This window comes from Micromonospora antibiotica, assembly GCF_017599305.1.
Classification (GTDB): domain Bacteria; phylum Actinomycetota; class Actinomycetes; order Mycobacteriales; family Micromonosporaceae; genus Micromonospora; species Micromonospora antibiotica.
Genome location: NZ_JAGFWR010000028.1, coordinates 47866 through 72918, shown reverse-complemented (window position 1 = coordinate 72918; position 25053 = coordinate 47866). Strand labels below are relative to the sequence as shown.

The following is a 25053-nucleotide window of genomic DNA, read 5'->3' as shown; positions in this document are numbered from 1 at the left end:
CCAATCCGATTGAGCTAGCATTCCTCCGCCCCGCCCGCCCGTCAAGCCTGCACGGCCATCGCCTCCGCGCCTTCGATCTCGTCGAACAGCCGCCGGAAACGCTCGCCGGAGCGCAGGATGTGCCGGCGCATCGCATAGGCGGCGGCGTCGGGGTCCCGCGCGGCGATCGCCGCCACCACGTCCTCGTGCTCGGCCATGGCCAGGTGGGTGACCTGGGTGTCGTGGTGCAGCCGGAACAGGTGCACGTGGCTGTGCAGCCGGGCGAGCGACTCCCGGATGACCTGGTTCTCCGCGCTCTGCGCGACGAGATCGTGGAAGGCGGCGTCGCGCAGCCCGAACGCGCCGTAGGCGGCGGGTCCGCTGCCACCCTCCAGCTCCGCCATCTCCTCCAGCATCCGCCGCAGGCCGGCGACCTGCGCCAGGGTGGCACGTTCGGCGGATCTGCGCGCCGCCGCCGGTTCGAGCAGCAGGCGGACCTCGAGCATGTCCTCGAAGCGGTGCCGGGTGATCTGGGGCGGGATGCGGTAGCCGGCGTGGGGCACCCGCACGACCAGCCCTTCGGCCTCCATCCGGTTCAGCGCGTCCCGGATCGGCGTCTGCGAGACCCCCAGCTCGCGCGCCAGGACGTCGATCGTGACGCGGGAGCCGGGCTCGATCCGGAGCGACATCAGCTGTCCGAGCAGCGTGTCGTACACCTCGTCGGCAAGGCGGCCGCCAGCTCGTCCCGGCGACGTTGCGCCCGGCACGACCCTACGGCCCCGCGCGGCCGTCGCTTCGTCGTCCATCGTGACGTGGGGTCCTCTCTTGCGCCTGCGGGAACCTGTTGACATCAGTCACGACGCTGCGACATGCTGACGCCCCCCACCCGATCGTATAGGAAACGTGACGGACGCCCGTCATCCTGCACCGTCGCCGTAACGCCTGCCATCGCTCCACTCGATCATCTGGAGCTCCCATGAGCATGCTCGACGTCCGGCCCGCTTCGTCACCGGGCCACCGATGGGCCGACGTACCCCTTCTCGACAGCTGACGACCGGCACGTCGCGGCGGTCCGTGACCACCGTCCACGGGTCGACCACCGCGCCGGACCGGCACCACGCCTGAAACGACCCGGCACCTGCTCGGCGAGGCACCTAGCGAGGCTCTAGAAGTCCCCACCACCCCAGAAAGCAGGAACCCCCATGCGGCATCCGAAGCGAGTTGGACGAACATCCGTTTCCGGCCGAAAGGTGCGGCTGGCGACGGCGGCCATGCTCCTGCTGGCCACGACCCTGGCCGCCTGCGGCGACGGCCAGGACGACGGCACGAAGGCGAGCGCCCCGAAGGCACCGGCGACCATCCCGGAACTCACCAAGGACCCGCTGACCCTCAGCTTCATCTGGTTCGACTGGCCCCCCGCCCACGCCCTGGAGGACTTCGCCAACGCGGAGTACAAGAAGGAACGGCCGAACGCCACCATCAAGGTCAACACCGTGCCGAACGCGAACTGGCACGACGCGATGTTCACCCAGTTCGCCGCGCGTAAGACCGACTTCGACATCGCGATCCTGGACTCGCAACACATCGGCGAGGCCGTGACGAACGGCAACATCCTCGACCTCACCGACTTCGTCAAGAAGAACATCGACGTCGACGCCTACAACCCGTACCTGCTCGCGGCGTACGGCCAGTTCCCGCAGGCCGAGACCGGCAAGCGCGACGAGAACGCCAGCCTGTACGGGCTGCCGCTGCTCGGCGACACCTGGACGATGATCTACCGCAAGGACCTGATCGGCGACAAGCCCCCGCAGACCTGGGACGAGATGATCTCGGTCGCCGCGAAGTGCCAGGCGGACAACCCGGGCGTCAGCGGGCTGGCCTTCCACCAGGCCAACGGCTCCGACGCCGCGGCCGTCACCTACAACACGGTCAACGGCGTCTACGGCGGCAACCTCTGGAACGCCAAGGACCGCAAGATCGATGGCGTCCTCAACGACACCGCGGGCCACGAGGCGATGGACGTCCTGGTCAACAAGATGAAGCCGCTGACCGCCAAGGGCTCCGGCAACTGGTTCATCGACGAGGTGAACGCCGCGGTCGCCCAGGGCAAGGCGTGCATCGCGTTCAACTGGATCGCCGCCAGCGGCGGCCTGCTCGACCCGAAGCAGTCGACGCTCGGCACCAGCCGGGAGCAGATCCTCGGCAAGCTGGGGTTCGCCACCCTGCCCACCCAGAAGACGAACCTGGTCCCGCTCGGCGGGATGGGGATGCACGTGTCGGCCTACTCCCCCTCGGCGCAGCAGGCCGAGGCGCTGAACTTCATGCGGTGGTTCGAGCAGGCCGACGTGCAGAGGAAGTGGGCCGCGGCCGGTGGCGTGCCCGCGCGTACGGATGCCCTGCAGTCACCCGAGTTCCTCAACGCCGGGCCGTTCAACCAGGTGTACGCCGACTCGGTGCCGCGGATGCGGGACATGTGGAACGTGCCCGAGTACGCGCGTCTGGTCGACATCGAGAACACCGGCGTCAACGCGGCCCTCAACGGTGCGAAGAACCCGAAGGCCGCGCTCGACGACATCGCCCGGGAGCAGCAGGGCGTGCTCGACTCCAGCAACCGCAAGGGCGGCGGCGGGCTGTGAAAGACCCCGTCCCGCTGACGACCGACCGCCCCGGGCAGGTGGTGTCCGCGACGCCACCTGCACCGGGCCGGTCCCGCCGCCGGCTCAGCGACCGTGGTCTCGCCGTGGTCTTCGTCTCCCCCGCGCTGCTGCTGTTGCTCGGCATGTCGGTGTTCCCGCTGCTGTGGGCGTTGTACCTGTCGTTCACCGACTACTCGGCCACCCGTGGCGGGCCCGCCCGGTTCGTCGGGTTCGGCAACTACACCGCCATCCTGACCTCGGCGCAGGTCCACCAGCGGGCCCTGACCACGCTGATCTACGTGGTCGGCGCGGTCACCCTGCAGACCGTGCTCGGCTTCGCCATCGCCTACCTGATCTCCCGGCGCACCCACGGGCGCGGCGTGCTGACCACCCTGTTCCTGGTGCCGATGATGTTGTCGCCGGTCGTGGTCGGGCTGTTCTGGCGGTTCATGCTCGACGCGCAGTTCGGCGTGGTCAACAGCATGCTCGGCTCACTGGGTCTGGGACAGGTGGAGTGGCTCACCCGGCAGCGGACCGCACTGGTCTCCCTGATCGTCGTCGACACCTGGCAGTGGACGCCGTTCATCATGCTCATCGCGCTCGCCGGCCTCACCGCCGTCCCGAAGTACCTGTACGAGGCCGCCTCGATCGACCGGGCGTCCGAGTGGTTCCGGTTCCGCACCATCACCCTTCCGCTGGTCTGGCCGCTGCTGCTCATCGCCGTGCTGTTCCGGGCCATCGAGGCGTTCCGGCTGTTCGACCTCGTCTACATCCTCACCAGCGGAGGACCGGGGGTCTCCACCGAGACGCTGTCGTTCCACGTCTACAAGGTCGCGTTCCTGGGCTTCAACACCGGCACCGCCTCGGCGTACGGCATCCTCATGGTCCTCGTCGTCATCGTCCTGACGCAGCTCTACCTGCGCTACCTGAACAAGCTCAAGGAGGGCTGATGGCCGTCTCCGTCGACGAGGCCGTGTCCGCGGGCCCGACCCCGGACCGCCCGCCCCCCGCACGCCGGGTACGCCGTCGGGGCCATGGCCGGTCGGTGCTGGAGGTCGTGCTGCTGACCGTGCTGGCCGTCGTGATGCTCTTCCCGGTGCTCTGGATGATCGAGACGTCCATCAAGGAGAACCGGGACGTCTACGCCGTGCCGGCCGAGTTCTTCGGCTTCACGGTCACCCTCGACCACTTCCGGGACGTCTTCGTCGGCGCCGACGGTGGCCGCTCGGCACTGTCCGTGGCGTTCCTCAACTCCGTGGTGGTCGCCGGGGTGTCCACGGTGCTGGCCACCGTGCTGGGGGTGCCGGCGGCCTGGGCCTACTCCCGCTTCACCCTGAAGGCCAAGAAGGACCAGCTGTTCTTCATCCTGTCCACCCGCTTCATGCCGCCCGTGGTGGTCGTGGTGCCGATCTTCCTCATGTACCGCCAGGTCGGACTCATCGACAGCAAGCTCGGCCTGATCCTCATCTACGCCGCGTTCAACGTCCCGTTCACGATCTGGATGATGAAGGGATTCGTCGACGAGGTGCCCGCCGAGTACGAGGACGCCGCCATGCTCGACGGCTACAGCCGCCTGCAGGCGTTCGGGAAGTTCACCCTGCCCCTGCTCGTGCCCGGCATCGCCGCGACGGCGGTCTTCGCGCTCATCTTCTCGTGGAACGAGTTCGTGTTCGCCATCTTCCTCACCTCCAGCGACGACGTACGGACGGCACCACCGGCCATCGCCGGCCTGATCGGCGGCACCACCGTCGACTGGGGTCTGGTCGCCGCCGCCTCGGTGGTGTTCGCCCTGCCGGTGCTCGTCTTCGCCTACCTGGTCCGCCGGCACCTCGTCGCCGGTGTGACCCTCGGGGCGGTGCGACGCTGATGGCGGGCATCGAGGTGAGCGCCCTGCACAAGCGCTACCCGGACGGCACGGTCGCCGTCGAGCACGTCGACCTGTCCATCGGCGACGGCGAGCTGTTCGTGATGCTCGGCCCGTCGGGGTGCGGCAAGACCACCACGCTACGGGCGATCGCCGGTTTGGAGCGGCAGACCAGCGGCGACATCCGCATCGGCGACACGCTGGTCAACGACCTGCCGCCGGCCGAACGCGACATCGCCATGGTGTTCCAGTTCTACGCGCTGTATCCGCACCTGAAGACCCGCGACAACCTGGCGTTCCCGCTGCGGGCCGAGGGACTGCCCAAGCACGAGGTGCAGGCGCGGGTCGGGGAGGCGGCCCGGCTGATGCGGCTCGGTCCGCTGCTGGACCGGCGGCCCCGTCAGCTCTCCGGCGGGGAGCAGCAGCGGGTCGCGCTCGCCCGCGCCCTGGTGCGCCGGCCGCGCGCCTTCCTGATGGACGAACCCCTCACCAACCTGGACGCCGAGTTGCGGGCGGACATGCGCACCGAGATCAAGCACCTGCAGGGGGAGCTGGGGGCGACGATGGTCTACGTCACCCACGACCAGGTCGAGGCGATGTCGCTCGGTCACCGCATCGCCATCCTCAACAAGGGCCGTGTCGAGCAGATCGGCACCCCGCTCGAGGTGTACGACCGGCCGGCGAGCCTGTTCTGCGCGGCGTTCATCGGCTCCCCACCGATGAACCTCATCGAGGTGGAGGTGGCCGACGGGAAGCTGCGCGGTCAGGGCGGACTGGTCCTCACGCCACCGCCCGGCCTGCCCCGCGACCGCCCACTGGTCGCCGGGGTCCGGCCGGAGGCGCTGGAGGTCACCGCGCCGGGGGCGGACCGGTCGGTCCCGGCCCGCGTGGTGTCGGCGGAGTGGCTGGGCGACGAGATCATCTACGTGGTCGACCACAGCGGCGGACGCGACGTCCGGGTCCGGATGCCACCGACGGTCCGGTTCGCCGCCGACGCCCAGGTCGGGCTGCGGCACACCGGCGGGACACCGGCGGTCTACGACGTACGCACGGAAGAGCTGGTGGCCTGATGGGAACCGTTGCGGTACAGGGGCTGTGCAAGTCCTTCGGTAAGGTCCAGGCCCTGGACGGGGTGACGCTGGACGTGCCGGACGGCGCGTTCTTCGTGGTGCTCGGGCCCTCCGGGGCGGGCAAGACGACGACCCTGCGGGCGATCGCCGGCCTCGACCGGCTCGACGCCGGAACGGTGCACCTGGACGGCAGGGACGCGACCACCGACGCCCCGGCCGCCCGTGACCTCGCGATGGTCTTCCAGAACTACGCCCTCTACCCGCGACACACGGTGTACGAGAACATCGCGTCACCGTTGCGGGCCCGCCGCCGTCCGTCGGGCGAGATCTCCGCCGCCGTCGAGCGGATGTCGGACCTGCTGCACATCGGGCGTCTGCTGAACCGTCGTCCCGCGCAGTTGTCCGGCGGTGAGATGCAGCGGGTCGCGTTGGCCCGGGCGCTGGTGCGCAGCCCCCGCGCGTTCCTCATGGACGAGCCGCTGACCAATCTCGACCTCAAGCTCCGCGTCGAGATGCGTACCGAGCTCACCCGCATCCACCGCAGCCTCGGGGCGACCTTCGTCTATGTGACCAACGACCAGGTCGAGGCGCTGTCAATGGCCGATCAGGTCGCGGTCCTCAAGGAGGGGAAGGTGCAACAGGTAGGCACCCCGACCGAGGTGTACGAGCGTCCCGCCAACCAGTGGGTCGCGGGATTCGTCGGGAGCCCGCCGATCAGCCTGCTCCCCTGCCACGCCGAGGGGGACCGCCTGGTCGGTGCGGCAGGCTGGACGCTGCCGCGGCCCCGCTGGGCTGCCGCGCAGGACGGTCGCCCGCTGCTGCTGGGCCTGCGTGCGGAGGACCTGTCCGTCGAGCGGCGCGCAAGCGCCACGTTGCCGGGAGAGCTCTACGGGCTGGAGCCGCTCGGCGACCGCACGGTGGTCGACGTCCGGGTCGGGGCGCAGATCCTCAAGGTCAAGTCCCGACCCACCATCACCGGTACGCCTGGCGAACAGGTGCTCGTCGCGGTCGACCTGGACCGGGCGCACCTGTTCGACGCGGGCACCGGGCTGTCGCTGTCCGAGGCCGGGCGGTAGCCACGTCGGGCGGCACCGGCACCAGGCGCCGCCAGGTACCCCCGTGGAGCGTCACCGGTGAGCACGGCCTGACGACCAGCGCCCGCGAGGGCGGTCGGTGGTGCGGGCGGCACCGCAGACGAAGCCATCTTCCAACCGCGCCCCGGCGGGGGCGGGTGACCCGTCCGACTGCGCGCGGCGCGATCGCCGGGCACCCGGACAGCACCACGACGAGCACAGGAGGCGACGCAATGAGTGACCCGATGGACGTTCTGGCCCCCGAGCACCGGCGGCTGCGGATCGGCGACGCCTGGCGCGACGCCGCGGGCGGCGTCACCTTCGCCGTCGAGGACCCGGCCACCGGCAGGACCATCGCCGAGGTGGCGGACGCCGACGTCGCCGACGGGCTGGCCGCCCTGGACGCGGCGAGCGGGGCGGCGGCGCAGTGGGCGGCGACCCCGCCACGGAAACGGTCGGAGTTGTTGACCGCGACGTACCGGGTGCTGACCGAACGGTCCGAGGAGGTCGCCCGGCTGATCACGCTGGAGATGGGCAAGCCGCTCGCCGAGGCCCGGGCGGAGGTGGCCTACGGCGCCGGGTTCTTCCGGTGGTTCGCCGAGGAGGCGGTACGGGTCGAGGGGCGTTACAGCACCGCCCCTGCGGGTGGATACCGCATCCTCACCGTGCCGAAGCCGGTCGGACCGTGCGTCTTCGTGACGCCGTGGAACTTTCCGCTGGCCATGGGTGCCCGCAAGATCGCCCCTGCGTTGGCCGCAGGCTGCACGACGATCACCAAGCCGGCCGCCCAGACACCGCTGACCATGCTGTTGCTGGCCCGCATCATGGCAGAGGTCGGCGTACCCCCGGGGGTCGTCAACGTGGTGACCACCAGGCGTTCCGGCGCGGTGGTCTCCGCGCTGCTGGCCGACGCCCGGACCCGCAAGCTGTCGTTCACCGGCTCGACCGAGGTCGGGCGGGTGCTGCTCCGGCAGGCCGCGGACAACGTGCTGCGTACCTCGATGGAACTGGGCGGCAACGCGGCCCTGATCGTGTGTGCCGACGCCGACCTGGACGTCGCGCTGGACGGTGCCATGGTGGCCAAGATGCGCAACATCGGGGAGTCGTGCGTCGCGGCCAACCGGATCTACGTCGAGGAGCCGGTACGCGAGGAGTTCACGGCACGTTTCGTCGAGCGGATGGGTGCGCTGTCGGTGGGCCCCGGTCTCGACGACGGTGTGGACGTCGGGGCGTTGATCGACGATGCCTCGGTCACCCGGATCGACGAGCTGGTCGCCGACGCGGTCGGTCGCGGCGCCCGGGTCCTGGTGGGTGGTGAGCGTCCGGCCGGGCCGGGGCACTTCTATCCGCCCACGGTCCTCGTCGACGTGCCCGGGGAGGCGCGGATGCTGGGGGAGGAGATCTTCGGCCCGGTGGCGCCGATCATCTCGTTCACGTCCGACGACGAGGTGCTGGCGAGGGCCAACGACACCGAACACGGCCTCGTCGGGTACGTCTTCACCCGTGACCTGCGGCGGGCGCTCCGGTTCGCCGAGGGGCTGGAAACCGGGATGGTCGGCATCAACCGTGGCCTGATCTCGGACCCGTCGGCCCCGTTCGGTGGCGTGAAGCAGTCCGGGATCGGCAAGGAGGGGTCGCACGAGGGCATCCTGGAGTACCTCGACCTCACCTACGCGGCGATCGACCTCCCGTGACCGGCCTCCCGCCCCGGGCATCCACCGGAGGTCGTCGCGTCCGGTGCCCGTCCGACCTGCCCGGTCCCCGCCCTGGAGGCGTCCGCGCCGTCCGGGCCGCCCGGGCGGCCGACCTCACCGACGCCGTCGGGGTCCCGCAGGTGACCTGGCGGTCCGCCCAGCACATCGCCGCCGACGTTCCGGAGAGGCACCGACATGCTTGAGACCGTCCGCGGACCGCGCCAGTTGATAGTCGGCGAAGGGGTCGCGCAGAACATCCCCCGGGTGGTGGCCGAGAGTGGCTCGCGGGTCCTCATCGTGACCGACCGGATCCTGCTGGGGCAGCCGGGGGTGGCCGGGATCGTGGCCGCCGTACGGGAGCGGGTCGAGGTCGTCGAGGTGTTCTCCGACGCGACCCCGGACGTACCGCTCACCGATGTCGACCTGGCGGTCTCGGCCGCCGCCGCGGTGGACGCCGACGTGATCCTCGCCGTCGGGGGTGGCACGGTGATCGACCTCGCCAAGATCGTCGGGGTCATCCGGCGGCACGGTGGGACGCCGCGCGACTTCTACGGTGAGGCGCGGGTGCCGGGGCCGACGATTCCGCTGGTCGCGGTCCCCACGACGTCGGGGACCGGTTCCGAGCTGACCCCCGTGTCGGTGTTGACCGACCCGGACCGTGCGCTGAAGGTGGGGGTCTCCAGCGTCCACATCGTGCCCGACTTCGCCATCGTCGACCCCGAACTCACCTACACCTGCCCGGCGACCGTCACCGCACACTCGGGCATCGACGCGTTCTGCCACGCGGTGGAGAGCTACACGGCGCGGCCCCGGCCCCACGGACCGCGCGATCCGGTGGAGCAGGTGTTCCTCGGCCGCAACCCGGTCACCGACCACTACGCGCTGCGGGCCGCCGAGCGGATCGCCCGGAGCCTGCGTCGTGCCGTCAGGGACGGCGGCGACACCGACGCGCGGGCGGACATGTCCTACGGGTCGGTGCTCGCCGGGCTCGCCTTCTCCCACGCGGGCAACGCGGCCCCGCACGCGCTCCAGTACCCCATCGGCGCGGCCACGCACACGCCGCACGGTCTGGGTGTGGGACTGCTGCTGCCCTACGCGCTGCGTGCGGCCAGAAACGCTGTCGGCGACCGGTTGGCCGTCCTCGCCGGGGTGTGCGGGCTCGACGTCGCCGACGCCTCGGATACCGAGGCCGCAGACACGTTCCTCAGCTGGCTCGACGGGCTCCTCGCCGACATCGGCATCCCACCCACCCTGGCCGACATCGGGGTGGCCCGCGCCGATCTTCCCCGCTTCGCGGAGATGGCAGGTGGCGTCACCCGCCTTATCCAGAACCATCCGGGCCCGACCGACACCGCGAGCCTGACCGCGATCCTGGAGGCGGCCTGGGCCGGGGACCGGGCCTGACCCGGCGCCGGTACTGCGTGGGCGGCGGCCCCCGTCGGGGAGGTCGTCGCGGCGCGGCTCCGTCCGCTGTCCGGCCGGGCCGGGCCGGGCCGGGCTGCCAGGGTCCACCGCCGTGCGCCGAGGTCGGCGCACGGCGGGTGGGTCCGTCGTCGCGTGCTACTCCTCCGGCTCCCAGGCGATCAACTGGTCGAAGACACGCCGGTCGCCGTCGACCCGCAGCGAATCCATCGTAATCCGGCCGTAGCAGAACATGACCAGCTCGTGGGCCGTGCCCCGGGCGGAGACATAGGCCAGCTGCGGGTGCTCGACGGCGACCGGCGTGGGGAGGCGGGCGGTCCGGGCACCGTCGGCGGAGAACCAGGTTCGCCATGACCGGCCCTCGGTGGCGTGGTAGTCGACGACCGCGGGCTGGTGCGGCCAGGCGATGGTCGTCGCGACGCAGGTGGTCAGGAACTCGTCGACACCGTCGAGGGCCACCTCGTCCGGCAGCGGCTGCGGGGTGCCCAGCGCGGCCTGGGCGTCGTAGGTGTGCACGGCGACCTGCTGGAGTTGGTGCCGGGCGACGGCGCCGGTCGTCTGCGGCGACTGCGACGGACCCCACCACGTCCAGCAACCGCGGTCCGGGCCGGCATCGCGCAGCGCGTCGAGCAGTTCCTTCGTCGACGCGGCGAACCAGTCCAGCAGAGCCTCGCGCTCCCGGGGAACCACCGGGGCGGACATCGCCGGTGGAGCGTCGGCGGGGCCGGCGGCCACGATGGCGGCCCACCTGCGTCGCCCTTCGCCCAGGTGCTGCACCAGGTCGAACAGCGTCCACTCCGGGCAGGTCGGCACCCGCACGTCGAGGCCGGGTGCCGTCGCGACCGCCGCCCGGAACGCGCCCGATCGTTCGTCCATCAGGCGCAACAGGTCAGCGAACTCCAGAGTCTCTTTCACGGCAGCTTTCTACTACCTCCCGGCCACAACCGACAGTGGATTTCGTCTTCCGGACGGCGGGATCGCACGGAAAACCGGTTGTCCCTCGTCGCGCGGGTTGACCATGCTGACGCGCATGGGTCGGTGACCAGTGGCGCACGTGCGCGATGACGACGGGTTCGAGTCAGCTCCCCGTCTCATTCGTCGTGCCACTCGAAGCCCGCACCGGGTGACCGGTGCGGGCTTCCTTCACGCGACGTGATCTGCGACGTCGCGCCAGCCGGCATGCTCCCCGCCGAGATGCCGGCTGCCCGCCATCGGATCCGGGATGCACCCCCGGCGTGCCATCGCACCCCCGGGCGTCTCCTGCCTAGACCCTGGAATCGCCGAAGCCATGAACAGTTCCCGCCATCTCCGCGTGCCGGCCCACGGCCATGGGCCCGGCATCGACCGCAAAGCGCTGTGGGTGGTCAGCGAGCTCGGACTACCCGCCATCGTCAGGTCCTGCGTGTCGTGCAGGTCCGCCCGGCACCACCCCACCGGCAAGGTCCGGGTCAACGCCAACCACAAGCTGCTCGACGTGTGGTTGTTGATCTGCTGCGACCGGTGCGGTCGAACGTCGAAGATTCCCGTCCACGAACGCGTCAACGTGCGGGCGCTGGACAACGAACGGCTGCGGCTGTTCGAGAACAACGATCCGGCCGTGGTGCGACAGTTGACCATGGACGCGACACTCGCCCGTCGGGCCGGCCACCAGCTCGACTGGACCGGCACCTGGCAGCTGGACACCGACCTGCCGTTCTACGACCTGCAGGATGCGGACGCCGCGCCACTGGAGGTCGTCGTCAGGTTCGAGCTGCCGGCGCCCGTCCGGGTCGAGAAGCTGCTCACGGCCGGGTTCGGCCTGAGTCGTCCCGCCCTGCGGGGCATGGTGGACTCCGGGCGCATCCGCCTGCCCCTGCCCGTCGGAGCCAGGGCCCGCGAGGATCTCACCTTCCTGGTCGTCGCCCCGCCCCGGTCACCCGGCGACGTCGGTTCGCGTCCCGGCGGGGGTGGGCCGGTCGAAGGCGGTGGTGGCCGGCGCGGGTCCGGCCCGGCGGTTTCGTCGTCGGACGAGGGCTGACCGCGGTGCGGGGCCGGGCCGGACGTCGTCGGCCGGGCCGGCCCCGCGCGCGGGTCAGACCGTGACGACCCGGTTGTCCACGATGGAGGTGAACGTCGATTCGGGGGTGATCAGGCCCCACTTCACCATCCACCGGTAGGTGCGCTCGAACTCGGCCTCGGGGTAGGGCTCCGGGTCGACGTAGCGCAGCCGGCCCAGCCGGAAGTCGGCCGGCTCCAGCTTCACCAGGTCCTCGGGGACCTCGGCGACGAAGTGGTGCAGGTACGGCCGGATGTCCTCGTTGATCTTCGTGACGGCCCGGCGGACGGCCCGGTCGACGGCGGCGAAGGTCTCCGGGTCGACGTCGGCGCTGGCGATCTCCGAGCCGACGTAGAACGCCTCGGTGATCAGCACGTACCCGAGCTTCTCGGCGGCGGTGGTCCACGGCTCCATCAGCGCGACCGCGTCGATCTCGCCGTCGCGCAGCTTGCGGAACCGCTCGGCCGGCCCGCCGGCGTGCACCACCTTGATCTCGTCGGACTCCAGGAAACCCTCCAGGGACTGGATGGCCAGGTAGTGCGAGCCGTGGTGGAAGTTGACGCCGACGGTCCGGTTGGCCAGGCCCTGCGGGTGCTTGATGTCGGAGTCGGGCCGCACGAAGATCGCCTGGCTGGCCACCGAGGCCCGCTTCGCGATGATCTGGCCGCCGCGTCCGCTGTCGTGGGAGCGGCGGATCTGCCCCCACTCGCAGGCCCGGTAGAGGGAGACGTCGCCGCTCTCGAACGGTGTGGAGATGCCGCCGAACGAGCTGACCAGCTCGTGCTCCTCGATCGGCTTGAGCACCGCATCGTACGAGCCGGGGGCGACCAGTTCCAGGTCGATGCCCTCCTCGGCGAAGTAGCCGTGCTCCAGGCCGACGAGGTACGGCAGGGTGAAGATGGCGCCGCTGCGGACGCTCCGGACCTTCTTGAGTGCCACCGTGGTGGTCCCTTCTGTGCTGGTGTCGTGCTGTGCGTTATCGGGCGGGTGTGGCGGTCGGTGGTGCCGTCGAGGTGTCCCCGATCCCCATCACCTCCTCCCCCGGGGTCGGGGCGGACGGCGGTCGCAACAGCCGCCACGTCGCGTACGCGCAGTACGCGGCGGTGGCCGCGACGAGCCCGTACGCGACGCGCAGGGCGGTGGTGAAGTCGTCGCCCGCCTCGGTGGCGACGCGGGCGATGTCGTCGGTGGGCTGGCCGGTGAGGGCCAGTACCGACACCACCACCGCGCCGAGGACGGCGACGCCGAGGTTGGTGCCGATCTGCCGGGAGGCGCTGGTGATGGCGCTGGCCACCCCGGCCCGGTCGCGAGGCAGGCTGTTCACGGCGGTGTTGGTGGCCGGCGGGTTGACCAGGCCCATGCCGGCGCCGAGCAGGAGGTAGCCGACGAGCAGCGGGGTCAGGCCCGCGTCGGTGGTGACGGTCAGGGCGAGCAGGGTCATCGACGCCACGAACGACAGGTGCCCGACGGTGGCGGGCAGCCGGCCGCCGTGCCGGCCGACGAACCGGCCGGAGACGTTGGCGAGCACGAGTGTGCCGAGGGTGGTCGGCAGGGTGAGCAGGCCGGTGGCCAGCGGACTGTATCCGCGGACCTGTTGCAGGTAGAAGGTGTTGACGAAGGTGAACCCACCCAGCGCCAGGTACGCCACGATCGCGGTGAGGACCGCGCCGCGCAGGGCGGGGACCGCCAGGTGCCGCGGGTCGAGCACCGGGTCGGGGCGGCGGCGGGCGGCCGGCAGGTAGCCGACGGCGGCGGCGACCGCCACGGCGACGGCGACCAGGACCGGGCCGGTCAGCCAGCCCCGGCCCGGGCCGTCGATGAGCGCGAAGGTGAAGCCGACCAGGACCAGGGCGGCCAGGGTGTTGCCCAGCCCGTCGAGGCGTCGGGGTGGCCCGTCGACGACGCCCGGGGGTAGCAGTCGGGTGCCCAGGTACAGCAGCGCCGCGCCGGCGACGCTCACGGCGAACAGGCTGCGCCAGCCGGCGGCCTGCACCAGGAGCCCGCCGACCAGGGGCCCGCAGGCGGCGGAGACTCCGGCCGTCGCGCTCCAGGTGCCCAGCGCCCGGCCGCGCCGCAGCGCGTCGGGGAACAGGTTGGCGATGAGGGCGAGGGCGGGCGGGGCCATCAACGCGCCCCCGACGCCCTGCACGCCCCGGGCGCCGATCAGGGCGGGTGCGTGCGGGGCCGCCGCGCAGAGCAGCGACCCCCCGACGAACACGAGCAGCCCGACGCGGAACATCCGCCGTCGCCCGTACCGGTCGGCGATCGCGCCGCAGAGCAGGGTGAGGCTGGCCCGGACCAGGGCGTTGCTGGTGGCCACCCACTGCAACTCGACCGTGCTGAGGCGCAGTTCGCGTTGCACCGACGGCAGGGCCAGGTTCAGCGCCGCGCCGTCGAGGACGCCGAGGAACAGCGTCCCGCAGCACACGAGCAGGGCGGCGCGGCTGCGCCAGGGCAGGGTCATCGGGGTCAGAGCTTCTCGTACACCGGCTTGTCGGCCCGCTTCTTGAGCACGCCGACCTCGACGGCCAGGTCGATCTGCTTGTCGAGGTTGGCGAAGACGGTGTCGTCCCACACGTCGGCGTAGACCGGGGCGAGCCGTTCCGGCAGTAGTTCGATGGCCTTCTTCTCGTCGGCGGGTACGCCGTAGTCGGCGTGGTACTTCCCGATCAGGGTGGGGTCCTTCTTGATCAGCTGCCAGGCTTCCAGGGTGAAGTCGACATACGCCCTGGCGGTCTCCCGGTTGGCGGCCAGCCAGTCGCGGCGTACGGCGGTGCCGTTGAGGAACAGCGGGCTGCTGTCGCCGGTGCCCGTGCGCCACAGTTCGTCGACGGAGGCGAGCTGCCGGTTTCCGGAGCCGACCAGGCGGGTGGCGTTGGGTTCGATGGCGATGATCGCGTCAAGGTCGCCGCGTTCGTACAGGGCGAGGTTGGCGATGGGCTGCCCGGTGAACAGCTTGAACTCGCGGTCAAAGCGGATGCCGTTGACGGCCGCGGCGAGGGCCGCCGCCCGGTAGGTGTCGCTGCTGGGTGGCTGCACGCCGACCTTCCTGCCCTTGAGGTCGGCGATGCTCTGGTACGGGCTGTCGGCCGGGACGATCCAGCGGCCGTGGTTCCACAGCGACGGCCCGACGATGACCACGTCGTGGCCGTTGGTGTTCACCTCGGTCGCGCCCAGCGGACCGAAGGCGTAGATGTCGAGCACGCCGGTGAGCAGTTGTTCCTGTCCCGCGCCGGGGCCGCCGCCGGCCTTGCGGTCGAGGCGGAGCCCGTGCTTGCTCTCCAGGGCGAACTGCTCGGCCACGGAGTCGCGGATCGCCCCCGCCGTGCCGGGGCTGCGGGGCTGCACCTTGGCGCTGCGGGTGCCGCCGGCGGCGGCGGGTTCGTCGGTGCCGCAGGCGGTCAGCAGGGTGGCCGCGCCGGCGCCGCCGGCGAGGAGCCCGGCGGCACGCAGCAGGGATCGTCGGGTGAGGGGTGTCGTGGACACGGGGGTTCCTTCCAGGTGGTTCAGGGTGGGTGCCCGGCGCGCGGGTGATGGCGGCGGGCCGGTGGCCGCGCTGCGGGGTCGGGCGGGTTCAGGTGAGGGCGGCGACGATGCGGCGGTGCACGTCGAACAGTTCGGGGTCCTCCGGGCTGCGGGGGCGCGGGCGGTCGATGCGGTACTCCCCGACCACCTCGGCGGGGCGTCCGCCGAGCACCACCACCCGGTCGGCGAGGAACGCGGCCTCCAGCGCGTTGTGGGTGACCAGCAGGCCGGTGCGCGGGGTCCGCAGCCAGAGTTGTTGCAGCAGCAGCCGCAGGCGGCGGGCGGTCAGCTCGTCCAGCGCGCTGAACGGCTCGTCGAGCAGCAGCACCTCGGGTCGGACGACGAACGCGCGGGCCACGGCGACGCGTTGGCGTTGCCCGCCGGAGAGCACCGACGGGTACGACCGGGCGTACTCGGTCAGGCCGACGGCGTCGAGGATCGGGGCGACCTCGGTGGTGTCGATGCCGGCTGCCGTCGCGGCGAGCCGTACGTTGGTCTCGACGGAGGTCCAGTCCAGCAGCCGGGGTTGTTGGAACACCATGCCGAGGCGGGGTCGGGTGCCGCCGGTGGAGACGGTGCCCCGGTCGGGGCGTTCCAGGCCGGCGATCAGGTGCATCAGGGTGGTCTTGCCGGTGCCGGAGCCGCCGACCACGGCGACCAGTTCGTCGGGGGCGAGGGTGAGGGAGAAGTCGCGGAAGATCTGTTGCCGTTCGCCGGTGCGCCGGTTGGTGAACGTCTTGTCGACGCCGTCGAGGCTGATCCGGGTGCTCATCGCAGGGCCACCCGCCGCCAGCGCACCGCGCGGCGTTCCAGGGTCTGTAGCAGCCCGTACTCGATGGCGGCCATGACCAGGGCGAAGGCGACGGTCCAGGCGAGTACGCCGGCCACGTTGTGTTGGGAGAACTCCAGGTTGAGCTGGTAGCCGACGCCGTCGGCGAGGCCGAAGATCTCCACCAGCACGATGACCTTCCAGGCCATGGCGATGCCCAGTCGGGCTCCGGTGAACAGGTCGGGGACGATGGCGGGCAGCCACAGGTATCGCAGCCGGGTCAGCGCGTCGAGCCGGTAGACGTGGGCCATCTCGCCCAGCGCCGGGTCGACCGCGCGGACGCCCTGGGCGATGTTGATGGTCAGCGCGGGTGCTGCCGCGAGCGCGACGGTGAGGACGGGGTTGACCAGGCTGACCCCGAACCAGATCACGCACAGCAGGGCTTTGACCAGGCCGGGGGTGGCCAGTCCGATGAGTACGGCGGGCTCCAGGAAGCGGCGGAGCCATTCGCTGCGGCCCATCGCGATGCCGGCGGCGACGGAGACGACGAATGCCGCGGCGAAGCCCAGGGTGACGCGGGTGAGGGTGACCCGGACGTTCTCCCCCAGCGCGCCGCTGGTAGTGATGTCGGCCAGGTTGCGGGCGATGTCGCCGAGGCCGGGGATCAGGGCGCTGTCGGAGGTGTGTGCCATGAGCTGCCAGCCGGCGGCGAGCAGGCCGACGAGCAGCAGGGCGGGTAGTGGTCGGGTGAGGCGTGCGGCGGTGCCGGTGGCGGGTGGGCGGTCCGGCGGTGCGGGCGACCGGCCGCCGCCGAGCACGACCTCCTCGGCACCGACGGGGTGCGTGACGGTCATCGACATCCCATCTTTCGGTACGTGGGGCGCGTCGTCCTCCACCCCTGCAGACCATTGACCAGCACGACAACGCCAGCCCTTTGATTTCCTATCCTGCCGATAGGATTAGTAGGCTTGCAATGCTGTCTCACCTGGCGGGAGAATGCTTGTGGAGTAGTCACCCGTGAGCAACGAGTTACCGCCGCTTGCCGGCAGGGCACGGCCTCCTGCCGGGCCCCGGCCGCGCCGGTGCCCACGCGGGAGAGACCACCCGCCTGCGGGACGACACACCGGGCACCCCGGAAGGGGCCGGTCAGCGCGCCGGGCCGGTGCTCTCCCGCTCGATGAGGTGGAAGGAGGGCTGCACGTGCATCGGCGGACCCCCCTCCCCCTCGATGCGGGACACCAACCGGCGCACCGCCGACCGGCCGATCGCGCGTTTGTCCGGGGCGACGGTGGTCAGGGTGGGATTGCTGAAGCGTCCCTCCTCGATGTCGTCGATGCCGGCCACCGCCACGTCGTCGGGCACTCCCGCCCCGGACCGGGCGAGCGTTCGCAGGGCGCCGATGGCGGTCAGGTCGTTGTAGGCGAGCACGGCATCGGGAGGATGGTCCAGGCTCAGCAGGTGGTGCATCGCGTGCTCGCCGTCCGCTCGACCGAACTGCTCCGTGGGTACGACGAGACCGGGGTCGAACGGGATCCCGGCCGCGTCGAGCGCCTCCCGGTAGCCACGGATGCGCAGGTGCGCGGACTGCCGGTCGCCCCCCGGCGGTGCGCCGACGAACGCGATCCGCCGACGGCCCAGCGCGACCAGGTGCGCGGTCGCCGTCCGGCTCGCCGCGACGTTGTCGATCGCGACGCGGTCGTACGGCACGTCGTAGACCCCCTCCCCGATCAGGACCAACGGCATCCGGGCCCGCCGGGCCAGCACCTCCTCCCGACCGATCGCCACCGGGCTGAGGATGAGGCCGTCGATGAGGTGCCGCTGCGCCCCCTCCAGGAGGGCCAACTCGGCACCGCGCTCGGCGGCGGTGTTCTCCATCAGCAGCGTGTACCCGAGGCCGGCGGCCTCGCGGATGGCCACGTCCGCCAGTTCGGCGAAGTACGGATTGGTCAACTCGGGAACGGCCAGCGCGATCAACCCGGTGCGTCCACGGCGCAGGTGCCGGGCGCTCAGGTTGGGGGTGTAGCCCAGTTCGTCGATGGCCCGCTGCACCCGTTGCCGGGTGACCTCCCCCACCGGCCGGTAGCCGTTGACCACGTTGGAGACGGTGGCGAGGGAGACTCCCGCCCGCTCGGCGATGTCCTTCAGGCTGACACCCATCTGCCGTCCCCGCCTCCTGCACCGTCGACCGGTTCCCGGCACCGCCGCTCCGCGACCGCCGGAGCGACGCGACGTCCACCGGGCGCAGCGCGGCGGTGCGGAGATGAGGCTACCGATCCGGGTGGCGGACGCGCGGGCGGCAACGCATCGACGGATGGGGATTGACGCGTTGTCCGCCGGGGATCTATAACGTTATACACACCGCCCGGAAGTTCTGCCGACTGCCACCTGTCGCCCGGGACTTCCCCCGACGTCCGCGCCCGGCCTGGGGACCGGACGTGACCTGACCGGCCGCCCGACACCCACTGCCAGCCGCCGGCGGCGCAGTTCGGCCCTGACGGCCCGTCCGATGGAGACGGCATGACACGTCCCGATCCCGTCCGCCTCGCCGCCCCCCTGCTACTCGTCCTCACCCTGGTCGCCGGCCTGCTCGCCGCGCCGGCCACCCCGGCGCGCGCCGTACCGGCCAAGAACCCGCCGTTGACCACCCCCTGGACGGCCCAGGCACTCGTCGGCACACCGCTGCCGGAGTACCCGCGACCGCAGATGACCCGGTCGGACTGGCTCAACCTCAACGGCGAATGGCAGCTACGCCAGTCCGCCACCGACGACGCCCCGGCGTTCGGCACCGAACTGCCCGAGCGGATCAACGTGCCGTTCCCGGTGGAGAGCGCCCTGTCCGGGGTGCAGCGCGCCGCCGGCGACAACCGCAACTACCTGTTCTACCGGCGGGTGGTGACGGTGCCCGAGAGCTGGAACGGACGCCGGGTGCTGCTCCACTTCGGTGCCGTGGACTGGCAGACCACCGTCTGGGTCAACGGGGTGGCCGTCGGTGGTCACACCGGTGGCTACGATGCCTTCACCCTCGACGTCACCGCGCCGTTGCGCGGCGGCGCGAACGAGATCGTGGTGAAGGTGTGGGACCCGACGGACAGCCGGCAGAACGGCAGTCTGCCGCCGATCGGCAAGCAGACCAAGCAGCCCGGCGGGATCTTCTACACGCCCAGCTCGGGCATCTGGCAGACCGTGTGGCTGGAACCGGTGCCGACGGCCTCGATCAGCAGCGTCGACCTCACCCCGAGGCTGGCTGACGACACCCTGCGCGTGCGGGTCTTCACCCGGGGGGACGTCAGTGGTCACCGCGTCCTGGCCGAAGCGCTCGACGGCACCACCGTGGTCGGCTCCGCCACCGGCGGTTTCACCGAGTTCGCGGTGCCCGTGCCGAACGCCCGCCGCTGGTCGCCCGACGACCCGTTCCTCTACCACCTGCGCATCACCCTGCGTAATGCCGGGGGCGGTCAGGTCGACCGGACCACCCACTACTTCGGGATGCGCGAGATCAGCACCGGCGTGGTCAACGGTGTCCTACGGCCCAAGCTCAACGGTCAGTTCGTCTTCCAGGCCGGCACGCTGGACCAGGGCTTCTGGCCGGACGGGCTCTACACCGCGCCGACCGACGCCGCGCTCGCCTTCGACCTGCAAAAACACAAGGACCTGGGCTTCAACATGGTGCGCAAGCACATCAAGGTCGAGCCGCAGCGCTGGTTCTACCACGCCGACCGGCTCGGTCTGCTGGTGTGGCAGGACGTCCCGTCCCTGACCGCGCAGGACATCAACGCGACCGACGCGCAGCAGGCGCAGCTCGAAGCCGAGGCCCGCGAGATCGTGAACGAGCATCGCAGCTCGCCGGCCGTCGTCACCTACACCGTCTACAACGAGGGGTGGGGTGAGCGGGCGCTGGCCGACACCCGCCGGGTCGCCCAGGCCGTCAAGACCCAGGACCCGACCCGGCTGGTCAACGCGCACAGCGGCCACAACTGCTGCCAGTCGTTGGGCGATCCCGGCAACGGCGACATCGACGACTGGCACGTCTATCTGGGGCCGGGCTCACCGGTGCCGTCGGGCAGCCGGATCGCCGTGCTCGGTGAGTTCGGCGGCCTCGGCCTGCGCGCGCCCGGACACGAGTGGAGCCCGAACGGCAGCTTCTTCGCCTACGAGTGGCAGCCGAACGCGACCGCGTTGACCGACCGCTACGTGGGCCTGGTGCAGGGCACCCAGAACCTCATGATCGGCAAAGGGCTCAGCGCCTCGGTCTACACCGAGATCACCGACCAGGAGGGTGAGCTGAACGGATTCCTCACCTACGACCGGCAGGTGGTCAAGATGGACCAGGCCCGGGTGCGGGCCGCGAACCTGGCCCTCATCGCCGCGTCGAGGACGGTCGGCAGCTCGGCACCGGTGGCGCTGCCGCTGAACACCCGCCGTTCCCTACAGGTGACGACTCCCGGGTACACCAACCGGTTCCTGCGGCACCGGGACAGCCTCGCCTACACCGAGGTCGTGGACGCCAACAGCTCGGCGGTGCTCAGGAACGACGCGACGTACACGGTCCGGGCGGGTCTGGCCGACGCGGCGTGCTATTCATTCGAGTCGGTCAACTTCCCCGGGCAGTTCCTCCGGCACCAGGAGTCGCGCGTACGCAACTCACCGGACGACGGCTCGGCGCTGCTGCGCGCGGACGCCACCTGGTGTGCCCGGGTCGGGGTCGGCGGGGGCGGGGTCTCGTTGGAGTCCTACAACTTCCGGGGCAGGTACCTGCGGCACTTCAACTCGGAGGTCTGGCTGAGTGACGGCACGGGCGGCTCGGCGTGGAACACACCCGTGCTGTGGGCCGCGGACAGCACCTGGAACGTCACGACACCCTGGGCACCCTGAGGGAACGGTCCAGGGCGCCGGCACCGCGCCGACGCCCTGGACCACACCGTGGCACGGCACGTTTCAGCCGATGCGGAACTGGTCGCCGTAGACGGCGAAGACCAGTGGCGTGTTCAGGTCGAAGTTGCCGTTGTCGAGGAACACCCGCTGGGCCGTGTCGACGCGGGAGGTGTCCGAGTGGGCCTCCTCCTTCTTCATCTCGACGACCCGCTCGTCGAGGAACGCGTTGAGCCAGGTCCGCTCGTTGCCGCCCTGTGCCGGGGGCTTCGCCCGGGTGAGGGCGCGGCTGCGGATCTGCCGCATGCCCTCGTACCCGTGCATGACGGCCGCGTCGTAGTAGGCGAACTGGCCGAGTGCCCGGACCCCGTCGTTCTTCCCGTCGCGGACCGACGGGGTGAAGTAGACCCGGTCCCGTTCGGCCTCCTGGGCGGCGCGGAACACCGGGTCGTTGGCGGCGGTGCGCCAGTCGCGGGGGTAGTTCGGGTCGAGGCCCGCGTGCGACGCGGTGCCGTTGACGGCGCGCAGCGCCGGCAGGTAGCCGGCCAGCACGTTGCCGGGCTTGGTGTTCGTGTACGCCTGGACCAGTTCGAGCATGTCGCCGGTGCCGGAGCAGAAGCCGATGATGCCGGCGGTGTAGCCCCGACCGTCGCCGATGTCCTCGATGTAGGAGAACTGGGCACGCCAGTCGAGCGAGGAGTTCTCGGCCGCCGAGACGAGCTGCATGGCGACGTCCTTCTTCGCCGGGTCGTCGAGGTTGGTGCCGGCCGGGGCGGTGGCGGTCGGGGTCGGGGTGGGGGTGCCGCCGCCGGGGAGGGTCCACTGCTGGTTGGCGGTGCCACCGCAGGTCCAGATCTGTAGTCGGGCGCCGTTCGCGGTGCTGTGGTCGGTCACGTCGAGACACTTGCCCGAGGCGGGGTTGACCAGGGCACCACCACCGGCGGCGGTCCATCTCTGGGCGCCGGTGCCGTTGCAGTCGTACAGCTGGATCTTGGTGCCGTTGGTGGTCGACGCGGCGGTGACGTCGAGGCACTTGCCGAGCGCGCGGATCGAGCTGTCGCTGTTGCCCACCGTCCACGTCTGGGCCGCCGTGCCGTTGCAGTCGTAGAGCTGCACCGCCGTGCCGTTGGCCGGGTTGGCACCGGCCACGTCGACGCACCTACCGGCCAGACCGGTGATCGGGCCGGCGGCCGCGGCGCTGGCCGACGGCAGGCCGTAGCCGACCGCCGCGATGCCGGTCAGCAGGGTGCCCACCGTGTAGGCGACTGTTCTTCTGCGCACCATGGCGTTCCTCGGGGGAAGGGCGGCAGGCCGCCGGCCGGTCGGTGCCCGGACGCGACGTTCGCCCAGGCGGGCACCGCAGGAATTAGGAAACTCTATTAACAACTAGCAGTACGTCCATCGGCTGTCAAACAGGGAGGAAGACCGCACGAGTCCGCAACGCCGGCCCGACCCGGCGCCCCCTCCCGCACGGCCCCGGGTCGTCCTGGCCGTACAGCCCCCAGGTTGCCCTGGCCGCACGGCCAGGGCAACCACGGTCAGCTACGCCACCATGACCTGGGCGCGCACAGTCGGCACGTCACGACCTGCACGACAGGCGCAGCCGGCCCAGCCGGGGTCAGGCGCGGCCTGCCGCGCCCGGGTCAGGCGCAGCCGGCCCAGCCCGGGTCAGGCGCGGCCTGCCGAGCCCGGGTCAGGCGCGGACCGTCGGGACAGGGCTGGAGCGACCGTGAGCGCTTTCAGGCAGGCGTCTCACGGACCCGCTCAAGGCCGAGGTGCGGGCTGGTGACGAGGCGGTAGTCAGCCGACTCCGCATCGGAGAGCGGGTTGCCACGGACCGGGGTGAAGTCGGGCCCGACGGAGTCCGGTGCGCGTACGGCCCGCAGCTGCACCCGCACCGCCTCGTCCCGCAGTTGATCGGTGATGACACGGGTGGACGAGTTGGCCGCCTCACGCAGGTCGGACAGGCCACCGATGATCTCCGCGAAGGAACGGGAGGAGACACCTTCATCCGCCTGCGCAGCCTGCTCGTCTCCGATCAACCGGTCCGACGTGAGGAAGAAGCCGTCCTTACCGAGATAGCGCTCGTACATGATGCTCACCAGCGCGAAGAGACGCATGTAAGCACGACGGTAGGCGAATTCGAAGAACCTGAGGGCCTCCGCTTCACTGACCTCGCCACGGTCCATCGAAGCGACGCACGCCGCCGCGGTCAGCGCGCTGTAGAGCGCCAGATGCACGCCGGTGGACAGGAGCGGGTCCAGGAAGCACGCGGCGTCGCCCACGATCGCGTAACCCGGCCCGCAGAACTGATCCGCGATGTACGAGTAGTCGGTCTCGACCCTGGTGGTGCCCAGGAACGCCGCCCCGGCGGTCAGATCCGCCACGGTCGGCGAGGCGGCGATCAGGTGCCGGTACAGGTCGTCCGACGACGGATGCTCGGAACGGTCACGGGCGAAGGCGTCCTTGGTGGTGACGTAACCGATACTCATCCGTCCGCCGGCCATGGGGATCACCCAGTACCAACCCTCCGGCGAGGAAATGATGTTGATTCCTCCGGTCGGCGTCTCGGGCAGCAGCCTGGCGCCGGTCCAGTAGCCCCAGATGCCGACGTTCCGCAGGTTGCTCAGCGGCTCACGGTTGCCGAAGTGACGGGTGCTGAGCAGCCCGTTACGGCCGGTGGCGTCAATCAGAAAGTCGAAATCATCCAGGGTGAACGATTCACCGTGCTCCGAGGAGCACTCCACGGCCACGGGCCGGCCGTCGGCGAACTTAACTGAACGACCGGTGACGCCGGTGGTGACGGCAACCCCGTTCTGGCGGGCGTGCTCCAGCAGCAGCATGTCGAACTCGCTGCGATCCACCTGCCACGACTGCACTCCGGACTGCGCCTGCCAGTCGAACGCCCACTGGTCGTCATCCCAGTGGATGACGCCGCCGTTCTTCTTCACGAAACCATAGTCGTCGATGACTTTCGACATGCCGATGACGTCCAGCACCACCCGGCACGACGGCGTGAGCGACTCACCCACGTGGTATCGCGGAAAGTGGGCGCTCTCGATGAGCCGCACGTCGAGTCCGGACTGGGCCATCGCTGTCGCCGCGGTGCTACCAGCCGGGCCACCGCCGATTACGAGAACCTTCATGTCACTGCCACCTCGCCGTTCTGGCCATGGATGGGGTCGCCGACGACGCGAAGACGACGTCTTTCCCCGGGAGCCGAACTGCGGCTCAGCCAGCCGCCACAGCCGGACACCGGCGGAACGCTTCCATTGGTGCGACCAGGGCCGCAGCCGACATCAGGGGTGGTACCGGCCATGCAGCACGGAAGATCCCCGTCCTCGTACGTCACCGATAGACGATCGTACATGAAGGCATCGACGATCGTCTTGATTCTGCGATAAACCGAGAACCGGGTTAACTCCGGTATTCCAATGCTGTGAACAAACTGCCGCCCGCCGCGGTCGACGGGGACGCGCCATCGGGCCGGACGCGATCCCGCCCGGGTCGACCGGGGCATGACCCGGGCGGACGCACCGTGCTCAGCGCACGCACCGGCACCGGCGGTGCACCGGATCACCCGCCCCTACGGCGGCCGGTGTGGCCGCGTCCCGAGACGGGATGCGGCCACACCGGCCGGTTCGCTGGTCAGGTCAGGAGATGGCGCAGCTGATGCCGTTGAGGGTGAAGGAGTCGGGCTCGCCGGTGTTGCCGGTGTGGGTGGCCTGGAAGCCGATGTCGGTGGACCCGCCCGCTGCCAGCGTCGCGTTGTACGAGACGTTGCGGGCGGAGACCTGACCGCTGGAACCGGTGTAGGTGGCGTTCCAGCCGTTGGTGACGGATTGCCCGTTGGGCAGGGTGAACGCCAGGGTCCAGCCGTCGATCGCCGAGGTGCCCCGGTTGGTGATGCGGATGCTGGCGGTGAACCCGTCGCTCCAGGAGTTCATCGTGTAGCCCACCTCGCAGGCGCCGGACTGGCTCGGCGGCGGCGTGGTGGTCGGGGGCGGCGTGGTGGGCGGCGTGGTGGTCGGGGGCGGCGTGGTCGGCGGAGGCGTGGTGGGCGGCGGGGTCGTCGGCGGCGGCGTGGTCGGGGGGGTCGTGGAGAAGGTGATGTTCG

19 protein-coding genes and 1 pseudogene are annotated in these 25053 nt (G+C 70.9%); 9 read left to right on the top strand and 11 right to left on the bottom strand.

The features are described 5' to 3' along the window. Nucleotides 1–41: 41 nt before the first annotated feature. The gene (locus JQN83_RS28675; protein ID WP_208570274.1) at nt 42–785 is read right to left on the bottom strand and encodes a GntR family transcriptional regulator; all 744 of its coding nucleotides are present in this window, start codon (nt 783–785) and stop codon (nt 42–44) included. Nucleotides 786–1229: 444 nt separating this feature from the next. On the opposite strand from JQN83_RS28675, the gene JQN83_RS28670 reads away from it, so the two are divergent. The 7 genes from JQN83_RS28670 to JQN83_RS28640 all read left to right on the top strand — a co-directional run bounded on the left by JQN83_RS28670 (nt 1230) and on the right by JQN83_RS28640 (nt 9720). Continuing rightward, nucleotides 1230–2615, top strand: a complete 1386-nt coding sequence (locus JQN83_RS28670) for an extracellular solute-binding protein (RefSeq protein ID WP_307799847.1) — start codon at nt 1230–1232, stop codon at nt 2613–2615. Then, nucleotides 2612–3565 carry a carbohydrate ABC transporter permease gene (locus JQN83_RS28665; protein ID WP_208570272.1) on the top strand — a complete coding sequence of 318 codons (954 nt, stop codon included), beginning with the start codon at nt 2612–2614 and terminating at the stop codon, nt 3563–3565. Before JQN83_RS28670 ends, JQN83_RS28665 begins: the two co-directional genes overlap by 4 nt. Beyond that, entirely contained in the window at nt 3565–4482 is a 918-nt protein-coding gene (locus tag JQN83_RS28660; protein ID WP_208570271.1) for a carbohydrate ABC transporter permease, read from the top strand. The genes JQN83_RS28665 and JQN83_RS28660 overlap by 1 nt, the downstream gene beginning before the upstream one ends. After that, on the top strand, nt 4482–5549 hold the full coding sequence (locus JQN83_RS28655; RefSeq protein ID WP_208570270.1) for an ABC transporter ATP-binding protein: 1068 nt from the start codon (nt 4482–4484) through the stop codon (nt 5547–5549). Before JQN83_RS28660 ends, JQN83_RS28655 begins: the two co-directional genes overlap by 1 nt. Continuing rightward, nucleotides 5549–6625: an ABC transporter ATP-binding protein gene (locus JQN83_RS28650; protein ID WP_208570269.1), complete on the top strand. Its 1077-nt coding sequence runs from the start codon at nt 5549–5551 to the stop codon at nt 6623–6625. Before JQN83_RS28655 ends, JQN83_RS28650 begins: the two co-directional genes overlap by 1 nt. 230 nt (nt 6626–6855) lie before the next feature. Continuing rightward, nucleotides 6856–8316: an NAD-dependent succinate-semialdehyde dehydrogenase gene (locus tag JQN83_RS28645; RefSeq protein WP_208570268.1), complete on the top strand. Its 1461-nt coding sequence runs from the start codon at nt 6856–6858 to the stop codon at nt 8314–8316. A 195-nt stretch (nt 8317–8511) separates the two neighbouring features. Beyond that, the gene (locus JQN83_RS28640) at nt 8512–9720 is read left to right on the top strand and encodes an iron-containing alcohol dehydrogenase (RefSeq protein WP_208570267.1); all 1209 of its coding nucleotides are present in this window, start codon (nt 8512–8514) and stop codon (nt 9718–9720) included. A 156-nt stretch (nt 9721–9876) separates the two neighbouring features. Here the strand turns inward: JQN83_RS28640 and JQN83_RS28635 are convergent, their stop codons facing one another. After that, nucleotides 9877–10653 carry a maleylpyruvate isomerase family mycothiol-dependent enzyme gene (locus JQN83_RS28635; RefSeq protein ID WP_208570266.1) on the bottom strand — a complete coding sequence of 259 codons (777 nt, stop codon included), beginning with the start codon at nt 10651–10653 and terminating at the stop codon, nt 9877–9879. Between the two features lie 487 nt (nt 10654–11140). On the opposite strand from JQN83_RS28635, the gene JQN83_RS28630 reads away from it, so the two are divergent. Further along, entirely contained in the window at nt 11141–11755 is a 615-nt protein-coding gene (locus JQN83_RS28630) for a DUF1062 domain-containing protein (protein WP_208570265.1), read from the top strand. 54 nt (nt 11756–11809) lie between these two features. On the opposite strand, the gene JQN83_RS28625 is transcribed toward JQN83_RS28630, so the two are convergent. From JQN83_RS28625 to JQN83_RS28600, 6 genes are all read right to left on the bottom strand, one after another. Then, nucleotides 11810–12712, bottom strand: coding sequence for an ABC transporter substrate-binding protein (locus JQN83_RS28625; RefSeq protein WP_208570264.1), 903 nt, complete (start codon nt 12710–12712; stop codon nt 11810–11812). A 37-nt stretch (nt 12713–12749) separates the two neighbouring features. Further along, complete coding sequence (locus JQN83_RS28620) at nt 12750–14237, bottom strand: MFS transporter (RefSeq protein ID WP_208570263.1); 1488 nt, start codon at nt 14235–14237, stop codon at nt 12750–12752. Between the two features lie 5 nt (nt 14238–14242). Further along, nucleotides 14243–15259 (bottom strand): ABC transporter substrate-binding protein, encoded by a 1017-nt coding sequence (locus JQN83_RS28615; RefSeq protein WP_208570262.1) that lies wholly within the window; start codon nt 15257–15259, stop codon nt 14243–14245. Between the two features lie 88 nt (nt 15260–15347). Next, nucleotides 15348–16070: an ABC transporter ATP-binding protein gene (locus tag JQN83_RS28610; RefSeq protein ID WP_208570261.1), complete on the bottom strand. Its 723-nt coding sequence runs from the start codon at nt 16068–16070 to the stop codon at nt 15348–15350. Then, entirely contained in the window at nt 16067–16921 is an 855-nt protein-coding gene (locus tag JQN83_RS28605; protein WP_208570260.1) for an ABC transporter permease, read from the bottom strand. Before JQN83_RS28605 ends, JQN83_RS28610 begins: the two co-directional genes overlap by 4 nt. A gap of 292 nt (nt 16922–17213) precedes the next feature. Then, on the bottom strand, nt 17214–18224 hold the full coding sequence (locus JQN83_RS28600) for a LacI family DNA-binding transcriptional regulator (protein WP_208570259.1): 1011 nt from the start codon (nt 18222–18224) through the stop codon (nt 17214–17216). 360 nt (nt 18225–18584) lie between these two features. On the opposite strand from JQN83_RS28600, the gene JQN83_RS28595 reads away from it, so the two are divergent. After that, nucleotides 18585–20939 carry an AbfB domain-containing protein gene (locus JQN83_RS28595; RefSeq protein ID WP_208570258.1) on the top strand — a complete coding sequence of 785 codons (2355 nt, stop codon included), beginning with the start codon at nt 18585–18587 and terminating at the stop codon, nt 20937–20939. Nucleotides 20940–21002: 63 nt separating this feature from the next. Here the strand turns inward: JQN83_RS28595 and JQN83_RS28590 are convergent, their stop codons facing one another. The 3 genes and pseudogenes from JQN83_RS28590 to JQN83_RS28580 form a co-directional block, all read right to left on the bottom strand. Further along, entirely contained in the window at nt 21003–22220 is a 1218-nt protein-coding gene (locus JQN83_RS28590; RefSeq protein WP_208570257.1) for a chitosanase, read from the bottom strand. A 455-nt stretch (nt 22221–22675) separates the two neighbouring features. Further along, the gene (locus JQN83_RS28585) at nt 22676–24082 is read right to left on the bottom strand and encodes an NAD(P)/FAD-dependent oxidoreductase (protein WP_208570256.1); all 1407 of its coding nucleotides are present in this window, start codon (nt 24080–24082) and stop codon (nt 22676–22678) included. Between the two features lie 507 nt (nt 24083–24589). Continuing rightward, nucleotides 24590–25027: pseudogene (locus JQN83_RS28580) on the bottom strand (cellulose binding domain-containing protein); the annotation flags it as partial. Nucleotides 25028–25053: the final 26 nt, after the last annotated feature.

Excerpts from the sequence above, each read along its gene's own strand:
- JQN83_RS28640 (WP_208570267.1), top strand. The coding sequence starts at position 8,512 with ATGCTTGAGACCGTCCGCGGACCGCGCCAGTTGATAGTCGGCGAAGGG.
- JQN83_RS28675 (WP_208570274.1), bottom strand. The coding sequence starts at position 785 with ATGGACGACGAAGCGACGGCCGCGCGGGGCCGTAGGGTCGTGCCGGGC.
- JQN83_RS28605 (WP_208570260.1), bottom strand. The coding sequence starts at position 16,921 with ATGACCGTCACGCACCCCGTCGGTGCCGAGGAGGTCGTGCTCGGCGGC.
- JQN83_RS28610 (WP_208570261.1), bottom strand. The coding sequence starts at position 16,070 with ATGAGCACCCGGATCAGCCTCGACGGCGTCGACAAGACGTTCACCAAC.
- JQN83_RS28620 (WP_208570263.1), bottom strand. The coding sequence starts at position 14,237 with ATGACCCTGCCCTGGCGCAGCCGCGCCGCCCTGCTCGTGTGCTGCGGG.
- JQN83_RS28585 (WP_208570256.1), bottom strand. The coding sequence starts at position 24,082 with ATGAAGGTTCTCGTAATCGGCGGTGGCCCGGCTGGTAGCACCGCGGCG.
- JQN83_RS28600 (WP_208570259.1), bottom strand. The coding sequence starts at position 18,224 with ATGGGTGTCAGCCTGAAGGACATCGCCGAGCGGGCGGGAGTCTCCCTC.
- JQN83_RS28590 (WP_208570257.1), bottom strand. The coding sequence starts at position 22,220 with ATGGTGCGCAGAAGAACAGTCGCCTACACGGTGGGCACCCTGCTGACC.
- JQN83_RS28655 (WP_208570270.1), top strand. The coding sequence starts at position 4,482 with ATGGCGGGCATCGAGGTGAGCGCCCTGCACAAGCGCTACCCGGACGGC.
- JQN83_RS28660 (WP_208570271.1), top strand. The coding sequence starts at position 3,565 with ATGGCCGTCTCCGTCGACGAGGCCGTGTCCGCGGGCCCGACCCCGGAC.
- JQN83_RS28650 (WP_208570269.1), top strand. The coding sequence starts at position 5,549 with ATGGGAACCGTTGCGGTACAGGGGCTGTGCAAGTCCTTCGGTAAGGTC.
- JQN83_RS28595 (WP_208570258.1), top strand. The coding sequence starts at position 18,585 with ATGACACGTCCCGATCCCGTCCGCCTCGCCGCCCCCCTGCTACTCGTC.
- JQN83_RS28645 (WP_208570268.1), top strand. The coding sequence starts at position 6,856 with ATGAGTGACCCGATGGACGTTCTGGCCCCCGAGCACCGGCGGCTGCGG.